16 protein-coding genes are annotated in these 17,086 nt (G+C 67.0%); 6 read left to right on the forward strand and 10 right to left on the reverse strand.

Annotated features, from left to right (window positions below; translation table 11 throughout):
- Window positions 1-13: 13 nt before the first annotated feature.
- Window positions 14-1,219 (forward strand): pyridoxal phosphate-dependent aminotransferase, encoded by a 1,206-nt coding sequence (locus DS837_RS00390; RefSeq protein WP_149162961.1) that lies wholly within the window; start codon window positions 14-16, stop codon window positions 1,217-1,219.
- A 76-nt stretch (window positions 1,220-1,295) separates the two neighbouring features.
- Here DS837_RS00390 and nhaA read toward each other — a convergent pair whose 3' ends face one another.
- The 5 genes from nhaA to DS837_RS00410 form a co-directional block, all read right to left on the reverse strand.
- Window positions 1,296-2,522: a Na+/H+ antiporter NhaA gene (gene nhaA / locus DS837_RS00395; RefSeq protein ID WP_149162962.1), complete on the reverse strand. Its 1,227-nt coding sequence runs from the start codon at window positions 2,520-2,522 to the stop codon at window positions 1,296-1,298.
- A 169-nt stretch (window positions 2,523-2,691) separates the two neighbouring features.
- Complete coding sequence (locus DS837_RS00400) at window positions 2,692-4,095, reverse strand: Nramp family divalent metal transporter (RefSeq protein WP_149162963.1); 1,404 nt, start codon at window positions 4,093-4,095, stop codon at window positions 2,692-2,694.
- Window positions 4,096-5,206: 1,111 nt separating this feature from the next.
- Entirely contained in the window at window positions 5,207-5,335 is a 129-nt protein-coding gene (locus DS837_RS33005) for a hypothetical protein (protein WP_282187552.1), read from the reverse strand.
- A 252-nt stretch (window positions 5,336-5,587) separates the two neighbouring features.
- Window positions 5,588-7,627, reverse strand: a complete 2,040-nt coding sequence (locus tag DS837_RS00405; RefSeq protein WP_149162964.1) for an elongation factor G — start codon at window positions 7,625-7,627, stop codon at window positions 5,588-5,590.
- Between the two features lie 247 nt (window positions 7,628-7,874).
- Complete coding sequence (locus DS837_RS00410) at window positions 7,875-8,798, reverse strand: ketopantoate reductase family protein (protein ID WP_149162965.1); 924 nt, start codon at window positions 8,796-8,798, stop codon at window positions 7,875-7,877.
- Between the two features lie 258 nt (window positions 8,799-9,056).
- Here DS837_RS00410 and DS837_RS00415 point away from each other — a divergent pair, with 258 nt between their 5' ends.
- The 3 genes from DS837_RS00415 to DS837_RS00425 all read left to right on the forward strand — a co-directional run bounded on the left by DS837_RS00415 (window position 9,057) and on the right by DS837_RS00425 (window position 10,864).
- Window positions 9,057-9,548 carry a cache domain-containing protein gene (locus tag DS837_RS00415; protein ID WP_247889699.1) on the forward strand — a complete coding sequence of 164 codons (492 nt, stop codon included), beginning with the start codon at window positions 9,057-9,059 and terminating at the stop codon, window positions 9,546-9,548.
- 239 nt (window positions 9,549-9,787) lie between these two features.
- Entirely contained in the window at window positions 9,788-10,255 is a 468-nt protein-coding gene (locus DS837_RS00420; RefSeq protein ID WP_035675596.1) for a Dps family protein, read from the forward strand.
- A gap of 132 nt (window positions 10,256-10,387) precedes the next feature.
- Window positions 10,388-10,864 (forward strand): DoxX family protein, encoded by a 477-nt coding sequence (locus DS837_RS00425; RefSeq protein ID WP_247889700.1) that lies wholly within the window; start codon window positions 10,388-10,390, stop codon window positions 10,862-10,864.
- Window positions 10,865-10,897: 33 nt separating this feature from the next.
- Here DS837_RS00425 and trxB read toward each other — a convergent pair whose 3' ends face one another.
- From trxB to DS837_RS00445, 4 genes are all read right to left on the reverse strand, one after another.
- Window positions 10,898-11,884, reverse strand: coding sequence for a thioredoxin-disulfide reductase (trxB, locus tag DS837_RS00430; RefSeq protein WP_035675595.1), 987 nt, complete (start codon window positions 11,882-11,884; stop codon window positions 10,898-10,900).
- Between the two features lie 147 nt (window positions 11,885-12,031).
- Window positions 12,032-12,676 carry a 2OG-Fe(II) oxygenase gene (locus tag DS837_RS00435; protein ID WP_149162967.1) on the reverse strand — a complete coding sequence of 215 codons (645 nt, stop codon included), beginning with the start codon at window positions 12,674-12,676 and terminating at the stop codon, window positions 12,032-12,034.
- A 37-nt stretch (window positions 12,677-12,713) separates the two neighbouring features.
- Window positions 12,714-13,370 carry a 2OG-Fe(II) oxygenase gene (locus DS837_RS00440; RefSeq protein WP_211102025.1) on the reverse strand — a complete coding sequence of 219 codons (657 nt, stop codon included), beginning with the start codon at window positions 13,368-13,370 and terminating at the stop codon, window positions 12,714-12,716.
- A gap of 164 nt (window positions 13,371-13,534) precedes the next feature.
- Window positions 13,535-14,464, reverse strand: coding sequence for a mitochondrial fission ELM1 family protein (locus DS837_RS00445; protein ID WP_247889701.1), 930 nt, complete (start codon window positions 14,462-14,464; stop codon window positions 13,535-13,537).
- Window positions 14,465-14,728: 264 nt separating this feature from the next.
- Between DS837_RS00445 and DS837_RS00450 the strand changes: the two genes are divergently transcribed.
- Window positions 14,729-15,283 (forward strand): Lrp/AsnC family transcriptional regulator, encoded by a 555-nt coding sequence (locus tag DS837_RS00450; RefSeq protein WP_149162969.1) that lies wholly within the window; start codon window positions 14,729-14,731, stop codon window positions 15,281-15,283.
- A gap of 235 nt (window positions 15,284-15,518) precedes the next feature.
- Complete coding sequence (locus DS837_RS00455; RefSeq protein ID WP_247889702.1) at window positions 15,519-16,448, forward strand: dienelactone hydrolase family protein; 930 nt, start codon at window positions 15,519-15,521, stop codon at window positions 16,446-16,448.
- 136 nt (window positions 16,449-16,584) lie between these two features.
- On the opposite strand, the gene greA is transcribed toward DS837_RS00455, so the two are convergent.
- On the reverse strand, window positions 16,585-17,058 hold the full coding sequence (gene greA / locus DS837_RS00460) for a transcription elongation factor GreA (protein WP_079285121.1): 474 nt from the start codon (window positions 17,056-17,058) through the stop codon (window positions 16,585-16,587).
- Between the last annotated feature and the right edge of the window lie 28 nt (window positions 17,059-17,086).

Below are 17,086 nucleotides of genomic sequence, written 5' to 3' on the forward strand. Positions count from 1 at the left end.
GGGCCAGTACGCCATGTCGATCATCGCGTCCCGTCTGTCGCGCATCAAGCCCTCGCCGACCATCGCCGTCACCCAGAAAGCCCGCGAGCTTGCGGCGGCCGGTCGCGACGTCATCGGCCTCGGCGCCGGCGAGCCGGACTTCGACACCCCCGACAACATCAAGGACGCCGCCATCAAGGCCATCCAGGCCGGCGACACCAAGTACACCGCCGTGGACGGCACGCCCGCGCTGAAGAAGGCCATCTGCGCCAAGTTCGAGCGCGAGAACGGCCTGAAGTACGCGCCCGACCAGATCACGGTCGGCGTCGGCGGCAAGCAGGTGCTGTACAACGCCCTGATGGCGACGCTGAACCCCGGCGACGAGGTCGTCATCCCGGCCCCCTATTGGGTGTCCTACCCGGACATGGTGGAGCTGGCGGAAGGCACGCCGGTCTTCGTCTCCTGCCCGGCCGAGCAGGGTTTCAAGCTGCAGCCCGCCGACCTGGAGAAGGCGATCACGCCGAAGACCAAGTGGCTGATCCTGAACTCCCCGTCCAACCCGTCGGGTGCCGCCTACACGCGCGACGAGATGAAGGCCCTGACCGACGTGCTGGTGAAGCACCCGCAGGTCTGGGTGATGACCGACGACATGTATGAGCACCTGCTCTACGACGGCATCGAGTTCGTGACCCCGGCCCAGGTCGAGCCGGCGCTGTACGACCGCACGCTGACCGTCAACGGCGTGTCGAAGTCCTACGCCATGACCGGCTGGCGCATCGGCTATGCCGGCGGCCCGAAGGCGCTGATCAAGGCGATGGGCGTGATCCAGAGCCAGTCGACCTCCAACCCGACCTCGATCGCCCAGGCCGCCGCCGTCGAGGCGCTGAACGGTCCGCAGGACTTCATCGCGGAGCGCGCGGCGGTGTTCGCCCAGCGCCGCGATCTGGTGGTGTCGATGCTGAACCAGGCCAAGGGCATTTCCTGCCCGAAGCCGGAAGGCGCCTTCTACGTCTACCCGTCCTGCGCCGGCACCATCGGCAAGACGACGCCGGACGGCAAGGTGATCGAGACCGACGAGGATTTCGTCACCTACCTGCTGGAGTCGGAAGGCGTCGCGGTCGTCCAGGGTTCGGCCTTCGGCCTCGCCCCGCACTTCCGCATCTCCTACGCGACCAGCACCGAGGCCCTGGAAGAGGCATGCAAGCGCATCCAGCGCGCCTGCGGCAATCTGAAGGATTGATCTCTGGCGGTTCTTGACCGGTCGAAAAAGAAGAGGGGGCCGCAAGGCCCCCTCTTTTCGTTTGTGCGCCGTCGTTTTACGCGCCGCGGTCGACTCCCGCGGCCTGCAGGGCCGGCGTGGCGTCCTTGGCCGACACCAGCCGCAGGACCAGGGCGCCCGCCGTCGCGGACAGGATCGACCCGGCGAAGACGCCCACCTTCACCGCGTCGCCCAGTTCCGGCGAGGTCGGGAAGGCCAGCGCGCCGATGAACAGGCTCATGGTGAAGCCGATGCCGCACAGCAGGGCGACGCCGTAGAGCTGCGCGGTGGTGGCGCCGGCCGGCATGCCGGCGAAGCCGAGCCGGATGGTCAGCCAGGCGGTGCCGAACACCCCGACCATCTTGCCAAGGAACAGACCGAGCGCGATGCCCAGCGGCAGCGGGCCGGTGAGGATCGAGGGGCTCATGCCGGAGAAGGACACGCCCGCGTTGGCGAAGCCGAAGACCGGGACGATCAGGAAGGCGACCCAGGGGTGGATGCCATGCTCCAGCCGGAGCAGCGGCGCTTGCGGGTCCGCCGCCGCGCCGGAGGAGGGACGCAACGGGATGGTCAGGGCCAGCGTCACGCCGGCCAGCGTCGCGTGCACGCCGGACAGCAGAACCGCGCCCCACAGGCCCGCGCCCAGGACCAGATAGGGCAGGAGGGTGCGCACGCCGAACCGGTTCAGCCCGATCAGTGCCGCCAGGAGCAGCGCCGCCACGCCGAGCGCGGGCAGGGACAGGTCGGCGGTGTAGAACAGGGCGATGATGATGACCGCGCCCAGATCGTCGATGATCGCCAGGGCCGTCAGGAAGATCTTGAGCGAGACCGGAACGCGCGGCCCGAGCAGCGACAGCACGCCGAGCGCGAAGGCGATGTCGGTCGCCGCCGGAATGGCCCAGCCGTTGACCGTCGCCGGGTTGCCGGCGTTGAAGGCGAGATAGACCAGCGCCGGCACCAGCATGCCGCCCGCCGCCGCGACACCGGGCAGGACGCGGCACGACCAAGTGGACAACTGGCCGTCCAGCATCTCCCGCTTGATCTCCAGCCCGACCAGCAGGAAGAAGATCGCCATCAGCCCGTCGTTGATCCAATGGCCGATGCTGAGCCCGAGGACGTAGGTGTGCAGCGTGTCGAAATAGGCGGTGGACAGGGGGGAGTTCGCCACCACCAGAGCCAGCGCCGCGGCGACCATCAGCAGGATGCCGCCCGAGGCCTCGTTGCTCATGAACTCCCTGATGAAGGCTGCCGGGCGCCGGCCGGCGGGTTGCCTGTGAGCATCCATGGCGCTTGTTTCCTTTCCTGGTTCGTCGGTCCTGATCGGCCGGAAGAACGGAGTTGTCGTGGAGTTCGTGAAGAAGCAATTTGTGAAAAGAATGTGGCGTCATGGCGGCTTCGCCATGACGCCATCGCAGGTTTCTTATCAGCTGCGCGTCATTTTCAGTCGCGCGTCATCACATGAAGAATTTTGTGATGAGGACGTAGAGCGTCAAGCCGACCAGGCTGATGGTTCCGCCCCAGGCCCAAGCGAACTGGACCTTGCTCGGCAGCAGATCGCGCTCGAAATCGCTGGTGAAGTTGTCCTTGACCGCCTTGATGGTCAGCCAGAACAGAACCGGCGAGAAGACCAGGGCCATGACCGAGGCGAGCTGGACCACGAAGATCGGCTCGGGCAGGCCGTAGACCACCGCAATGCCGGCGATCAGCCACGTCACCTGCATGCCGCGGTAGAGCAGCTTGCGGATCGCCGCGGTGTCCCAGTCGCGCTTCAGACGGACCACGCACTCCTCGAACAGGCGGGCCTGACCGTCGAAGTAGGTGAAGACGGTGGAGAACAGGGCGGCCACGCCGCCGGCGATGATGACCGGGAAGATCCACGCGCCGAAGGTGTCGGTGTAGATGCTGGCGATGGTCACGCCCATCTCCGAACCCTTGGGCACCAGACCCTGCGGGTGCAGCACGACGGCACCGACGATCAGGAAGATCATGCCCGACAGCATCGAGATGATGTAGCTGATGTTCATGTCGCGCTTGAACAGGATCAGGCTGTTCTTCATGTAGTTGGGATCCATGTGCACGGTGTGCCCCTGGGCCCGCATCTCGTTGACCTTGACCATGCCGGCCTTCTTGTCGACGGCCCAGTTCGACTGCATGGGCGCGACTTCCAGCGTGGTCGGGAAATAGCCGAACATGGCGCCGAACAGCATCATCGACCCGATCGGCGGCAGGGTCGGCAGCAGGCGCGACAGATACTCGCCCGGCGGCGGGGCCTGGAGCGCGAAGGCCACGAAGCAGGACACGGCGAAGACGATGATGAGGATCTTGCAGATGCCCTCGACCGCCTTGTAGCTGCCCATCCACAGGATGCCGACGGTCAGGAGCAGGATGGCGACCGCCCAGAGCTGCATCGACATGAAGGGGAAGGCCGCCCACATCAGAGCCGCACAGCCGAGCGCGCGGCCGGCGATGCCCACGGTGTTGGCGAAGCCCTGGAAGATCATGAACCACAGCGGCCAGGTGCCGACGCGGTGGTAGGCGTTGATGATGGATTCGCCCTTCACCATCGTGTAGCGGTGGGCGAATTCGAAGGCGCAGTATTTGATGATGTAGGCGGCCAGGATCACCCACAGCAGATCGTAGCCGTAGAGCGCGCCGGCGGTCGGCGCGTGCATGATGTGGCTGGCGCCGATGCCGGTCATCGCCGCCGCGATGCCGGGCCCCATGGCCTTCCAGGTGTCCATGAAGCCGGTGCCGGGGGCTTCCAACCGGATGACCTTCTTGGCGCTTCCGTCCGCGGTGGTGCCGCCGTAGAGGCCATCGGCGTCGATGGCCGCGCTGTTCGTCGAGCTGACGCTCATTCCCGTTCCTCCCTAGGATTGGCCTGTCGATTGGCGTCGGGCCGTTCGAGAAATTTTCGGCCCGGTTCCGTCCGGCTCCTTTTCCGATCCGTGCTTTGCTGCAGGGGCTGGTTTCCTGCATGCCATAGTTTGGTATGCCAAATATCAGCAGAGCGTAGGAAAAAAAATCATGGGAGGCGGGACGTTTTTCAGACTCAGAAAAAATGCGAAAATCGGGGACTAAAACCATCACTACCCACATTGGCTATGATAAATGCGTGAATCATGAAAAGGAATTCATGATCGAGCTGGCTTGTTGCGCAGGACAATGAATGCATCCATATGACAATGGACTCAGCGAGCTTGGGCCGCACGCTGCGTCGCCTCCCCAAAGGCTGTCCCTGTTGAGTCAGGGACAGCCTTTTCTCGTATCAGTATTATGGAGACGAAAATTTATTGATATCTTCAGGGATGAAAACTGATGGTCGCGTCCGCCGATCTCCGCAGCGACGGAGGCGCGGGAGACGCATCAGCTAGGTTTTTAATCCAAACTCTGCACGAATTTTAAAGCCGCGCCGGTCAGCGCGAAGAAACCGCACCGATTTGTGTGGTTTGCCGCCCTGTGAAAAAAGCGGGGGTCCTGCGGAACTGAAAGCATCTATGCTGAAGGGTAAGGCGAGCGGGAAGCCGTGCAACGCGCGCCGGCCAATCTGTTGTCGGGGCGTTGCCTCAGAGGATTGCGCTGCCCGAAGCCGGCGCGCCGACCAGTTTGTGCGGGAGCTTCCATGGTTCTGGAACCAATCTCACTCGCCGTGGCGCTGTGCCTCGCCACTTTCGCCGCGACTGGCATCGCGTCCGTACTGACCGCAGTGTGGGAAAGCCACCGGGACCCGGGTGCCCTTCTCGCTCCCGTGCGACCCTGGGGGCGTCCGGCCAACATGAACCGGCCTCCGCGCGGGACCCGCCGTCATCTGTGGATCGCGGAGGAAACGTTGGACTGAAGCCGTATCGGTGTGACGGCGTCGAAAGACAAAAAACGCGCAGATTTAAATGATACCGGAATCAGAAAGGGCCGCGACTGGATCGCGGCCCTTTCGTCGTCCGGTGTTGTCCGGCTGTCCGCAAGACATGCTCACAGGACGCCGTACAGACGGGACTTCTCGCACCAGGCTTCCATGAAGGACTTGAAGGCCTGCAGGAAAGTCGAACCCTTCGTGCCGTTCTGCTTGGCGTGAAGATGGGTTACAGTCGCGTAGGTCATGATCATCTCCTTCGTTCGATGAAGACAAGGTAGCCTGGTATACCCAATACCAGAAGCGCAATCGATGCATCGCTCGCTTGCCCTCATCACATGGCCGGTTATGAAAGACTTACTTATTGTTTGGTTCACGGATTTATCGTTGGGCTGATATTCTTTCCCCGTTCTTGCGCCTGAACGATCGCCACGCGCCTTCCGGCCATGAAAAAGGGCCGGAGGACGCTCCTCCGGCCCCGTGCATCCACACACCGCCGCTTATTGCGCGGCCAGCGTCTCCTTGCGGATCTCCACCGCCTTGTCGGCGGCCTTGCCGGTCAGTTCCTGCAGGCGCTCGAAGCTCCAGGTGAAGGTGCCGACGCCGAGCGAGAGGGAGCGCAGCTCGACGATCAGATCATGGATTTCGGCCTGCGGCAGATAGGCTTTCACCTCGTCCCAGCCCTGCCAGCCGGGGCGCGCGTCGTAGCCCAGGATCTGCCCGCGCCGCCCGCTGACCAGCCGCTGCACCTTCGAGGTGAAGTCGCTGGGCACGGCGATGGAGACGGTCAGGATCGGCTCCAGAAGCACTGGCTCGCAGGCGGGAAGCGCCTCGGTCATCGCCTGACGTGCCACCGTCTTGAAGGCCATCTCGGAGCTGTCCACGGCGTGGAACTGGCCGCCGGTCAGCCGCACCGCGAAATCCACCACGGGGAAGCCCAGCGGCCCGCGCACCGCGTAGTCGCGCACGCCGTTCTCCACCGCCGGGATGAACTGGCGCGGCACGACGCCGCCGACGATGCCATCCTCGAACTGGAAGCCGGTGCCGCGGGGCAGCGGCTTGACCTCCACATGGATGTCGGCGAACTGGCCGTGGCCGCCGGTCTGCCGCTTGTAGCGGGCGTGGTGGGACGTGCCCTTGCGGATCGACTCGCGGTAGGGCACCTGCGGCGGCACACCCTTGACCGAGACGTTGAACTTGTTGCGCAGCCGGTCCATGGCGATCTGGAGATGAATGTCGCCCTGGCCCCACAGCACCAGCTCGCCGGTGTCGGTGGACTGGTCCAGCTTCAGCGACGGGTCCTCCTCGACCAGCTTCTGGATGGCCGCGGTCAGCTTCACCTCGTCGTTGCGGTTCTGGGCGTGCAGGGCGAGGCCGAAGACCGGCGGCGGCAGCTCCGGCCACAGCGCCGACCGGCCGGCGTTGCCCTTGTCGGTCAGCAGGTCGCCGGTCGCCGCCTTGTCGAGCCGGCCGAGCGCGACCACCTCGCCGGCCGCGGCCTGGGACAGCTTCTCCTGATTGTGGCCCATCATGCGGAAGACGCCGGACACCCGCTCCCCGCCCAGCGTCATGCCGTCGTTGACCGTGCCGCGCCACACCCGCGCGAGGCTGATCTTGCCGGCGTGCGAGCCGTTCAGCGTCTTGAAGACCTGGGCGGCCACCGTGGCGTCCGCCGGGATGCCGGCGCGCTCCGCCGAGGTGGCGACGTCCGGCCCTTCGTGGCGCAGCGCCTTCAGCAGGCGGCGGATGCCGTTGTCGTTCTCCGCCGAGCCGAAGAAGACCGGGACGATCAGGTCGTCGGCCAGCTCGCTGGCCAGCCGGTCATAGACCTCCTGCGTGTCGGGGGCGACGTCCTCCAGCAGCTTTTCCAGAAGGGCGTCGTCATAGTCGGCGACCGCCTCCAGCATCTCCTGCCGGGCCTCGTGCTCGCGGTCCTTCAGGCTGTCGGGGATCTGGACGAGGTTGGACGGCTTGTGCGGGTTGAAGTGCCAAGCGCGCTCGCTGACCAGATCGACGAAGCCGGTGATCTTCCCGCCCTCGCGGATCGGCACCTCGCGCAGCACCAGCTTGCGCGCCGACACCGCCTGATAGGCCTGCACCACGTCGCGCACCCGCAGGTCGCCCAGGCTGTCCACCTTGTTGATGAACAGCAGGTGGGGGATGCGGTTGTCGTCGAGGAACTTGAACAGGGGAGCGAGCAGCACGGCCTTTTCCGGCGCCGCCTCGGCCACGATCACCGCGACGTCCGCCACCATCAGGGCGCTCTGCGTCTCGCAGGCCAGTTCCACCGAGCCGGGGCAGTCGAGCACACCCCAGCGTTCGCCCATGAATTCGAAGGAGGCGACGTTGACCTCGACGCTCATCTGCCGGGCCTTGGCCTCGGGGGAGCTGTCGCCGACCGCGTTGCCGTCGCGGACGCTGCCCTTGCGCGTGGTCGCCCCGGCGGCGGACAACAGGCTTTCCAGAAGCGATGTCTTGCCGCTGAGATAGGGGCCGACCAGCGCAGCGCAGCGGGCCGTCTGGATCTGAGTATGGGGCATGCACACCTCCCGTATGGCGTCTTCCCGTGTGGGCATCGGCCGGAACGCCGGGTGGCCTGGGTGGGCCGGGTGGGACGCTGTGGCCGGAACTACCGGCGGCGCGCATGGCCCTGACAGGGTGCCGGACTGGTCCGGTGCTTTGAAAACAGTGCCTTTTCAAGGTTATGGTCCACCCGCGGCGGGGGACCTGTCGATGGAAAAAAGGGGCGGCATGACGTCACGCCGCCCCCGGTCGGGGTGTCTTTCCTCAAGGCGGGCCGTCGGCGTAGGGCGCCAGGGCCGCCGCGATCACCCGGTGGACGGGTGTCGGCACCCCCAGCTCCGACCCGAGTTGCACCACCGCCCCGGACAGCCAGGGCAGCTCCAGCCGCCCGCCCCGCGTCAGGTCGTTCAGCATGGACGAGGTCATGGCGGGCGGCAGGCCGTCGAGCAGCGCCTCGACCCGGGCGACGATGCCGGTGCCCAGATCCACCTCGCGGGCGCGGGCCAGCCGGGCGACCTCGGCCACCGCGTCGAGGAACAGGGCGCGGCTTTCCGGAACGCGGCGGATCACCCCGGCGGGTTGGCGGGTCAGGGCGGTGACCCCGCTGAAGGGCGCCAGGAAGGCGAACTTCTCCCACTGGGCGCGCAGGATCGCCGCGGACAGCACCGCCTCGAACCCGGCCGCCTCGGCCAGCGCGTGGAAGGCGGTCAGCCGGGGGGAAGGGCGCCCGTCGAGCTCCCCGTAGGTCAGGCGGGCCAGCGTCCCGGTGTGGCGGATCACGCCGGGGGCGGCGATGGTGGCGCCGATGTGGGCGACGCCCCCCGCCACATGCTCCCGCCCCAGGATCTGGCACAGCGTGTCCAGGCCGGTGACGCCGTTCTGCACGGTGACGACCACGGTGCCCGGCTGCACCAGCGGGCGGCAGGCCTCCGCGGCGCGGTCGGTGTCCCACAGCTTGACCGCGAACAGCACGAGGTCCACCGGCCCGACCTCCGCCGGGTCGTCGGTCGCGCGGACGTCGGTCAGGTGCAGGGGTGCGGCTTGGCTCTCGATGCGCAGGCCGTCGCGGCGGATGGCCTCCAGATGCCGGCCGCGGGCGATGAAATGCACCTCGGCTCCGTGGGTCGCCGCGAGGCGCGCGCCGAAATAGCCGCCGACCGCGCCCGCCCCCATGATTGCGATGCGCATGCGATGCTCCTCCCAAATGCGGTCCGGGCCGGCGCGCTCCATTGGATGGGGCCGAGGGGTCGGCGGAGGCTGGGCGGGCCTTCATGGTTCCGGACGCTGGGAACAGTGTGGCGTGTGCGGAACTTTGCGGCAATAGGCCGCAGGATTGCGGATTGCCGGAGGCCGACTTTCTTTCGACAGTGGGCGAACCGATCGGCGCCCCTTTCCGCGTCTCGCTTCCGCATTGGCCGGTCCGGGGGATTTGTCGTGAGATTTGCCATGAGCGCCTTCGTCCGAACACCGCCGCTCCGCGTCCTGTGGGTCTTGCTGACCGCCCTTCTGGTCGCGACGGTCCACCCCGCGGATGCCTACGCCCAGCCCGGCGATCCGGAGCGGGAACAGGTCCGCGCCATTGCGCTGAAGGCCGCGGACCTGATCGCCGCCAAGGGGCTGGACGCGGCGGCGGCGGCGTTCAACAGCGACGGGGAGTTCAAGCACGGGGCGCTCTACGTCACGGTCATCGACTTCGCCGGGGTGTGGAAGGTGTATCCGCCCCGGCCCGCCGGGGTCGGGGTCAGCGTGATCAACGTGAAGGACCCCGACGGGCGCGACATCGTCCGTGACATCCTGTCGGTGGCGCGGGACGCGGGCGAGGGCTGGGTGGAATACCGCTGGCTGAACCCGGCCAGCAACCGGATCGAGCCGAAAACCACCTTCGTGAAGCGGGTGCCGGGTCAGGATCTGGTCGCCTATGTCGGCTTGTACCATTGACGCCGCGCGGCCGCGTGTTCGCGGAGCTTGATACGGTTGCTGTTGCGGCGCACATCTTGACCCGCATCGGGCGCGCCCAAGCTTGTCGGGGTGGCCTTCACGGCATGCCGGGGCATGCGGGTTGCGCAGGGCTGCTTTTTAGAAACTTTCTAAAGTAGGGTCTTTACCCGGGGCGCAGCGGGGCGTAGCCTCGATTGCAGCCAAGAATGGAAGACAACCCCTCGGAGGATTGAGAAACCATGCAGATCGACATCGGGATCGCGGAAGCCGACCGCAAGGCCATCGCCGAAGGCCTGAACAACGTGCTCGCCGACACCTTCGCCCTGTACCTGAAGACGCATTCCTTCCACTGGAACGTCACGGGGCCGATGTTCAACACGCTCCACACCATGTTCATGACCCAGTACACGGAGCTGTGGACCGCCCTGGACGAGGTGGCGGAGCGCATCCGCGCGCTCGGCTATCCCGCGCCGGGCAGCTTCTCGCAGTTCACCAAGCTCGCCTCGATCAAGGAGGAGCAGGGCGTTCCGAACGCCCAGGAGATGCTGCGCCAGCTCGTCGAGGGGCATGAGGCCGTCGCCCGCACCGCCCGGAAGGTCTTCCCGACCGCCGAGGAGGCCAACGACCAGCCGACCGCCGACCTGCTGACCCAGCGCCTGCAGATCCATGAGAAGACCGCCTGGATGCTGCGCTCCATGCTGGAGTAGTCGACGCTGAACAGCGGTTTGCGATTCGATGGGGCGCCGTCCTTCGGGGCGGCGCCCCGTCCTTTTGGGGCCGGACAAAAGAACAGGGGGCGAAACAACCGGGTGGGGCCGCACGTTCTCCTGGGATGTCCGATGGACACGGGAGAGGGCGCCATGGCCTCCTACAATTACGACCGAGCGCGGGGAGCGGACCGGGCGGCGACGGGCGCGCAGGACGCGCTGCTGCTGGCTGCAAGGCTGCTGATCGGAGCGATCTTCGTGGAGAGCGGCTTCGGCAAGCTGATGAATCTCGGCGGCTTCGCTGAAAGCCTTGGGGGCCAGGGGTTGCCCATGCCGATGCTGCTGGCCGCGCTGGGCGGTGCGGTGGAGTGCTTCGGCGGGCTGGCCGTGGTGCTGGGGGCCTGGACGCGGCTGGCCGCGGCGGCGGTGATTCTCTTCACCATCATGGCGACGCTGATCGCCCACCGCTACTGGAGCTACCCGCCGGAGGCGCAGGGGATGCAGCGCATCCAGTTCATGAAGAACCTCGCCATCATCGGCGGCTTCCTGGCGCTGATCGCCGCCGGGGCCGGGCGGTTCAGCATCGATGGGATGATGAACCGGCGGTAGGAGGGGACCGGTCGCCCGACCCCCGCCAACAGTTTACCAGTTGCCCGCCGGGCTCGGCTCGCCCTCGTGGTGGGCCAGCCAGCGCTCGGCCTCCAGGGCGGCCATGCAGCCCATGCCCGCGGCGGTGACGGCCTGCCGGTAGATCTTGTCCTTCACGTCGCCCGCAGCGAAGACGCCCGGCACGTTGGTGGCCGTCGAGTCGGGGGCGGTGACGATGTAGCCCTCGGAGTCGGTCTCCACCTTGCCCTGGAAGACGGCGGTGGCCGGCACATGGCCGATGGCGACGAAGACGCCGGCCACCGGGATCACCCGCTCCTCGCCCGACTTCACGTTCTTCACGCGCACGCCGGTGACGCCGCGCGGGTTGCCCAGCGAGCCGTCGCCCTCGCCGACGATCTCCTCGACCACGCTGTCCCACACCACCTCGATCTTGGGGTTGCGGAACAGCCGGTCCTGCATGATCCGCTCGGCGCGGAAGCTGTCGCGGCGGTGGATGACCGTCACCTTGGAGGCGTGGTTGGTGAGGTAGAGCGCCTCCTCCACCGCGGAGTTGCCGCCGCCGATCACGGCGATCTCCTTGCCGCGGAAGAAGAAGCCGTCGCAGGTGGCGCAGGCCGACACGCCGAAGCCGCGGTAGATCTCCTCGCTGGAGATGCCCAGCCAGCGCGCTTGCGCGCCGGTCGCGATGATGACGCTGTCGGCGGTGTAGGTGTCGCCCGAGTCGCCCTTGCAGACGAAGGGGCGCTGGCTGAAATCGACGTCGGTGATCAGGTCGAAGACCATCTTGGTCCCGACATGCTCCGCCTGCTTCTGCATCTGCTCCATCAGCCACGGCCCCTGGATGGGGTCGGCGAAGCCGGGATAATTCTCGACGTCGGTGGTGATCATGAGCTGGCCGCCCGGCTGCATGCCCTGCACCATCAGCGGCTGCAGGTTGGCGCGCGCCGCGTAGATGGCCGCGGTGTAGCCGGCAGGACCGGCGCCGATGATGAGAACCTTGGTGTGGTGGGTGCTGGGCATCGCTCTGTCCGTCACGATCTGGTCTGACGCGGACCATAGGGCCGCGCCGAACATATGGTCCAGTTCCGACGCGCTGTCATCGGAAAGCCTGCCATGCCGGGCCATCATGGGGACGATGTTTCACCCCGGCCGCCTGAGAACTCCCCATCAGGTGCGCGCCGGCACGGCCCCCGTCCGGTTCTTCAGCCAGGCGCCGACGCGGTGGCGCCACTGCTCGTGCCAGATGTAGGCGCTGTTCCGAACCCAGTTCATCTGCACGGCGCGGCGCCGGCCCTCGAAGGAATGATGCCCGTGCCAGGAGGTGTCGGAGCGGCGGAAGCACAGCAGCGTGCCCTCGTCCGGCGGCACTTCGGCGGCGTAATCCTCCAGGTCCGGGCTGCGCAGCACGCGCAGGCGTCCGCCCGACGCCTCCCAGGGCGGGTTCATGTAGATCAGGACGGTGACGATCTTGCTGGCCGAATCGGGGTGGATCTTGCCGTCGGTCGCCCGGCACATGCCGCGGGCGGTGAACATCGTCGGGTAGCGCGACAGGTCCAGCGTGAACTTCTCCGAAAAGGCCTGACAGACCGCCTTGCCGCGCAGTTCCTCGATCAGGGCGTCGAAGGCCGGGCCTTGCGGAAAGACGCCCAGGGGGATGGAACCGGGCTTGTCCACCTTGGGGTAGTCGCGGTGCAGGGCTTCCAGATGCTCCCGCTTCACGAAGCCGGGGACGCAGAGGAAGTCGAAGGGGTCGCGCCGCAGCGGGGTGGCGCGGAAGCGGTCCAGATCCAGCATGGAAGAGGGCATGGACATGGGGCGGTCTCCAGACGGCAACTCAGGCCACGGCAATTCAGGCGACAGGCGTGTCGGGGAAGGCCAGCTCGTGGCGGGCGCGCCATTCCGGGCCGACATAGTTCACGATGATCGACTTGCGCACGCCGCGGATCGGGCGCCGGGCGAAGCCATGCCAGGTGTTCGTTCCGGGGACGAAGGCCAATCCCCCGTTGAAGGCGTAGGACGCGCGGGTGACGACGGTGCGGGTGGCGTCCAGCATGTCGGTGCCCCAGTCGGCGCAGTCCGGCCCCTTGGAGAGATAGATCAGCATCGTGAATTTCTTCACGCCGATGTCCGTATGCGGCTCCAGCCAGAAGCCGTCGGTGTCCTGGCAATATTCGATGCGCAGCGAGGTGCCGGCCAGATCGACGCCGCAGGTCCGCTCGATCGCCTCCGTCACCGTCCGTCGCTGGAAGGCCGTGGCGACCGCCTCGCAGACGGGATGCTCGGCCCGGCTGCGGGCGCAGAAGTAGCTGCGGGTGGCGTTGTTGGTGTCCCGCCTGCCCATGGTGTCGCCGACCGGCGGCGGCGCCCAGGGCAGGGCGGCGATGCCGTCCGCGGCCTCGTCGGGGAGCGCGCGCGACAACAGCCAGTGGCGATAGGGGGCGTCCTTGGTCGGGGCATCGTCCAGGCAGCGGATGAAGGCGTCCTGGACCGCGTCAGGCGAAACCATGAGAAAAGATCCAATGCGTCCCAGCGGTAAAGGCGAATTACCATGGGGTGGTGCACGCGCTAAATGAATTAGCGTTCATGAACCGTTTGACAGGACTCTCCCCTGAAAAGCGCAAGTAAACAACGATACGTCGCGGCATTGCGGAGCGTGGCGCGCAGCGGATTTCAGGCGCCGTGCTTGGCGCGGTGGGCGAGAAGGCGATGGCGCACCTCTTCGGCGACTTGCCGGGTGTCGTCCAGTGTTGGATAGGCCCAGTGCTCCAAGGCGCCGGTGAAGGGCCGGGTGATGCCTTCCCTGTAGAGTTCTTCGTGGAAACTGCGGAATTTGGGCGAGCCGCCCTCCAATTCGATCACATAGACCGGCTTCCCGGTGGAGCAGGCTTCCGAGGTCATGGACACGCTGTCGCAGGTCACCACCACGGCGTCGGCCAAGCCGAGATAGGCGAAATAGGGATTCTCGCCGGTGCCGTCCCACACCTCCGCCGGCAGGCCGTTCAGGCGGGCGCGCAGGATCGCCTCGTTGTCGGCGCCGGTGCGGCGCGACGGGGTGACCATCAGCCCGGCCCCCTTGCTGCGAGCCAGCTCCGACAGCTTCTCCGCAACATCGCCCATGATGGTCGGGGTCAGGGCGTAGACGCCGTTGGTGCCGCCGATCAGCACGGCGACGCGCGGGTGCGGCAGGTCGGCGAGCCGGGGGGCGTGGCGCTCCGCCGCCTCGGCCAGCAGCTTGGGCGTCACGCGGTGCAGGGCGCCGCGGGTGGCCATGACGTTGGGGCCGCGCAGCCGGTCGTGGCGGGGCACAACGACGAGGCCGAAATGGCGCGGGTTGATCTGCGGGTCCTGGATGTAGACGGTGAAGGTCCGGCCGCGCGACTGCTTGCTGGCGGCCAGCAGCGGCGCGATGGCCTGACGCCCCGACCCGATCATCAGGTCGGGCCAGGGGGCGCGGATGGGATCGCCCTCCGGCCCGGCGGCGAAGCGGTTGCCCAGCCGCAGGAAGGGGCTGAGCTGCCGCCACGGGCTGCGCAGCCGCACGCGCTTCACGACGGGGGTGAGGCCCAGCGCTTCGGCAAGGCCGATGCACTGGTTTTCCATGCCGGGCTTGCCGTCCGACACGACCCAACAGCTGAGGGAACCGGAAAGAGAGGACTGCATCGTCACACGATTGGTTTGGGGCGAATGGTTTGGGGCGAATGGTTTGGGGGTGCGGCTGGTTGTCGCGTCTGGGTGGGCGTCGGGACCGGATACATCGATAGAAAGTTTTTCCACCAGCGCCGATACGGGTTTCTTGCTTGGCGTGGATGGCTTCGCCGTGTAATATCCTTTCTTCAAATCACCCCCGGAGCGACCGAGCAAACCATGCGGCGGGTCAAACTCGACCGAATTGACCGGCGGATTTTGCGCGACCTGCAAAATGACGGCCGGATGACCAACGTAGAACTCGCGAGGCGTGCCGGCATCTCTGCCCCTCCGTGTTTGCGGCGTGTCCGCGCCTTGGAAGAGGCGGGCTTCATCCGCGGCTATCACGCTGACATCAACCCTGACGCGCTCGGGTTCGGTGTCACCGTGTTCGCCCAGGTCGGCCTGTCCAGCCAAGCTGAAGTGGACCTAAAGAAATTCGAGGAACTCGTCAACTCCTGGCCCATGGTGCGTGAGTGCAACATGCTGGCGGGCGAGTATGATTTCCTGCTGAAGATCGTGGCGGAGGACTGGGACGACTACCAGCGCTTCCTGACCACGAAGCTGACGGCGGCGCCCAACGTGGCGCACGTCAAGTCGGCCCTGTCGATCCGCACCTCGAAGCACACGCCCGGTGTGCCGATCGACGTCGACTCGCCGGACATCCCCGACTCGCTGGAGGATGAGGACGAGGTGGACGAGGACGAGCCCTCGACCCGAGTGGCGCGCCGCTGACGCGGCGCCGCACCGACGCGAAGCCTTTTCCCGGACAGCCGGCACCGCACCCCGCGTATGGGATGTGGTGCCGGCTGTTCGCGTTTCGGGAACGCGGGCCTCGCGCAATTTTCTGACGCCGAGCGTTTCCGAAAATGGATTCCTGCCCGTCTTCGCGCGTGCGATGTTTTCCGCGGCGGAGGTGCTAAACTCGCGCGACACCGATTCCGCCGATCCTGTCCGTGACCGGGAGACGATGATGGCCTCACCCCGCCGCCGTGCCCTTCCGCCGCGCCGTCACCTGCCGACGCTGGCGTTCGCCGTCGCGCTGGCCCTGCCGCCCCTGCTCGGCTTCCCGCCGGCGCTGGCGGCCACGCCGGGCGTCCATGCGGAGGAGATCGTCCGCTTCCCCTCGCTCGACGCCGACCTGACCAGCGGCGCCCCGACGCCCCTGACCGGGCGGTTTCTGCGCCCCAGGGCCGACGGCTCCTATCCCACCGCCCCCTATCCCACGGTCGTCCTGCTGCACGGCTGCAGCGGCCTCTACGCCAAGACCGGGCGGGTGGCGTCCCGGCACATCGATTGGGCGCTGACGTTGCGCGAGCAGGGCTACGCGGTGCTGATGGTGGACAGCTTTGGCCCGCGCGGCGTGGCGGAGGTCTGCACGGCCAAGGACCGTCCCGTCCGGGCGACCGAGGAACGCAAGCGCGACGCCTGGGCGGCGCTGGCCTATCTGCGCGCGCGCAGCGACGTGGACAGCGATCGGATCGCCCTGATGGGCTGGTCGCAGGGGGCGGGCACGGTGCTGGCCGCCTATGGGCCAGGCGGGCAGGGGAACGGCTTCCGCGCCGCCATCGCCTTCTATCCCGGTTGCCGGACGCCGCTGAGCGACGCCGACTGGCAGCCGGAGGGCCCGCTGCTGATGCTTCTGGGCGGCAAGGACGAATGGACTCCGGCGGAGCGCTGCCTGGAACTGGCGAGCCGAGAGCCGGTGAAGGAGCGCACCGAGGTGGTGGTTTATCCCGACGCCCATCACGGCTTCGACTCCCCCCATTCGCCGCTGCGCAAGCGCCGCAATCTGGCGACCGCCCCGGCGGGCGAGGCGACGGTCGGCACCGACGAGTCCGCCCGCAAGGATGCCATCGAGCGGGTCAGCGCCTTTCTGGCGGAGCGGCTGCGGGGGTAACAGGCTGTTGAAAAGACGGCCGAGGGTGAATGCAAAACACCCCGCACCGGCTGTCGGTGCGGGGTGTTTTGTATCGGCTCGCGGTCGGTGGCGGGGCCGTGTCTTGCGAACCGGCCCCTGAAGCTTGAACCCGCGCTTACTTGAAGGCGACGGTGACGATCTCGTAGACCTTGGAGCCGCCCGGCGTGGAGACTTCCACGCTGTCGCCGACCGACTTGTTGATCAGCGCGCGGGCCAGCGGCGCCTGGATGGACAGCATGCCGTTCTTGATGTCGCTCTCGTCCTGGCCGACGATCTGGTAGGTGATCTCCTCGTCGGTGTCCTCGTCCGCGAGCGTGACGGTGGCACCGAACTTCACCGAACTGCCGGACAGCTTCGTCGGGTCGATGACCTCGGCGCGGCTGATCTTGTCCTCCAGCTCCGCGACGCGGCCCTCGATGAAGCTCTGACGTTCACGCGCGGCGGTGTATTCGGCGTTCTCCGACAGGTCCCCGTGCTCACGCGCCTCGGCGATCGCCTTGATGACGTTGGGCCGTTCGACAGTCTTGAGGTGCTTCAACTCCTCTTGCAGGCGGTTGTATCCCGCCGCAGTCATTGGAACTTTTTCCATCGTTCAATCCATCACCATGCCGACGCAG

The organism is Azospirillum brasilense (genome assembly GCF_008365405.1).
Lineage (GTDB): Bacteria > Pseudomonadota > Alphaproteobacteria > Azospirillales > Azospirillaceae > Azospirillum > Azospirillum brasilense_D.

Excerpts from the sequence above, each read along its gene's own strand:
- DS837_RS00390 (WP_149162961.1), top strand. The coding sequence starts at position 14 with ATGTCGATCATCGCGTCCCGTCTGTCGCGCATCAAGCCCTCGCCGACC.
- nhaA (WP_149162962.1), bottom strand. The coding sequence starts at position 2,522 with ATGGATGCTCACAGGCAACCCGCCGGCCGGCGCCCGGCAGCCTTCATC.
- DS837_RS00400 (WP_149162963.1), bottom strand. The coding sequence starts at position 4,095 with ATGAGCGTCAGCTCGACGAACAGCGCGGCCATCGACGCCGATGGCCTC.
- DS837_RS33005 (WP_282187552.1), bottom strand. The coding sequence starts at position 5,335 with ATGACCTACGCGACTGTAACCCATCTTCACGCCAAGCAGAACGGCACG.
- DS837_RS00405 (WP_149162964.1), bottom strand. The coding sequence starts at position 7,627 with ATGCCCCATACTCAGATCCAGACGGCCCGCTGCGCTGCGCTGGTCGGC.
- DS837_RS00410 (WP_149162965.1), bottom strand. The coding sequence starts at position 8,798 with ATGCGCATCGCAATCATGGGGGCGGGCGCGGTCGGCGGCTATTTCGGC.
- DS837_RS00415 (WP_247889699.1), top strand. The coding sequence starts at position 9,057 with ATGAGCGCCTTCGTCCGAACACCGCCGCTCCGCGTCCTGTGGGTCTTG.
- DS837_RS00420 (WP_035675596.1), top strand. The coding sequence starts at position 9,788 with ATGCAGATCGACATCGGGATCGCGGAAGCCGACCGCAAGGCCATCGCC.
- DS837_RS00425 (WP_247889700.1), top strand. The coding sequence starts at position 10,388 with ATGGACACGGGAGAGGGCGCCATGGCCTCCTACAATTACGACCGAGCG.
- trxB (WP_035675595.1), bottom strand. The coding sequence starts at position 11,884 with ATGCCCAGCACCCACCACACCAAGGTTCTCATCATCGGCGCCGGTCCT.
- DS837_RS00435 (WP_149162967.1), bottom strand. The coding sequence starts at position 12,676 with ATGTCCATGCCCTCTTCCATGCTGGATCTGGACCGCTTCCGCGCCACC.
- DS837_RS00440 (WP_211102025.1), bottom strand. The coding sequence starts at position 13,370 with ATGGTTTCGCCTGACGCGGTCCAGGACGCCTTCATCCGCTGCCTGGAC.
- DS837_RS00445 (WP_247889701.1), bottom strand. The coding sequence starts at position 14,464 with ATGGAAAACCAGTGCATCGGCCTTGCCGAAGCGCTGGGCCTCACCCCC.
- DS837_RS00450 (WP_149162969.1), top strand. The coding sequence starts at position 14,729 with ATGCGGCGGGTCAAACTCGACCGAATTGACCGGCGGATTTTGCGCGAC.
- DS837_RS00455 (WP_247889702.1), top strand. The coding sequence starts at position 15,519 with ATGATGGCCTCACCCCGCCGCCGTGCCCTTCCGCCGCGCCGTCACCTG.
- greA (WP_079285121.1), bottom strand. The coding sequence starts at position 17,058 with ATGGAAAAAGTTCCAATGACTGCGGCGGGATACAACCGCCTGCAAGAG.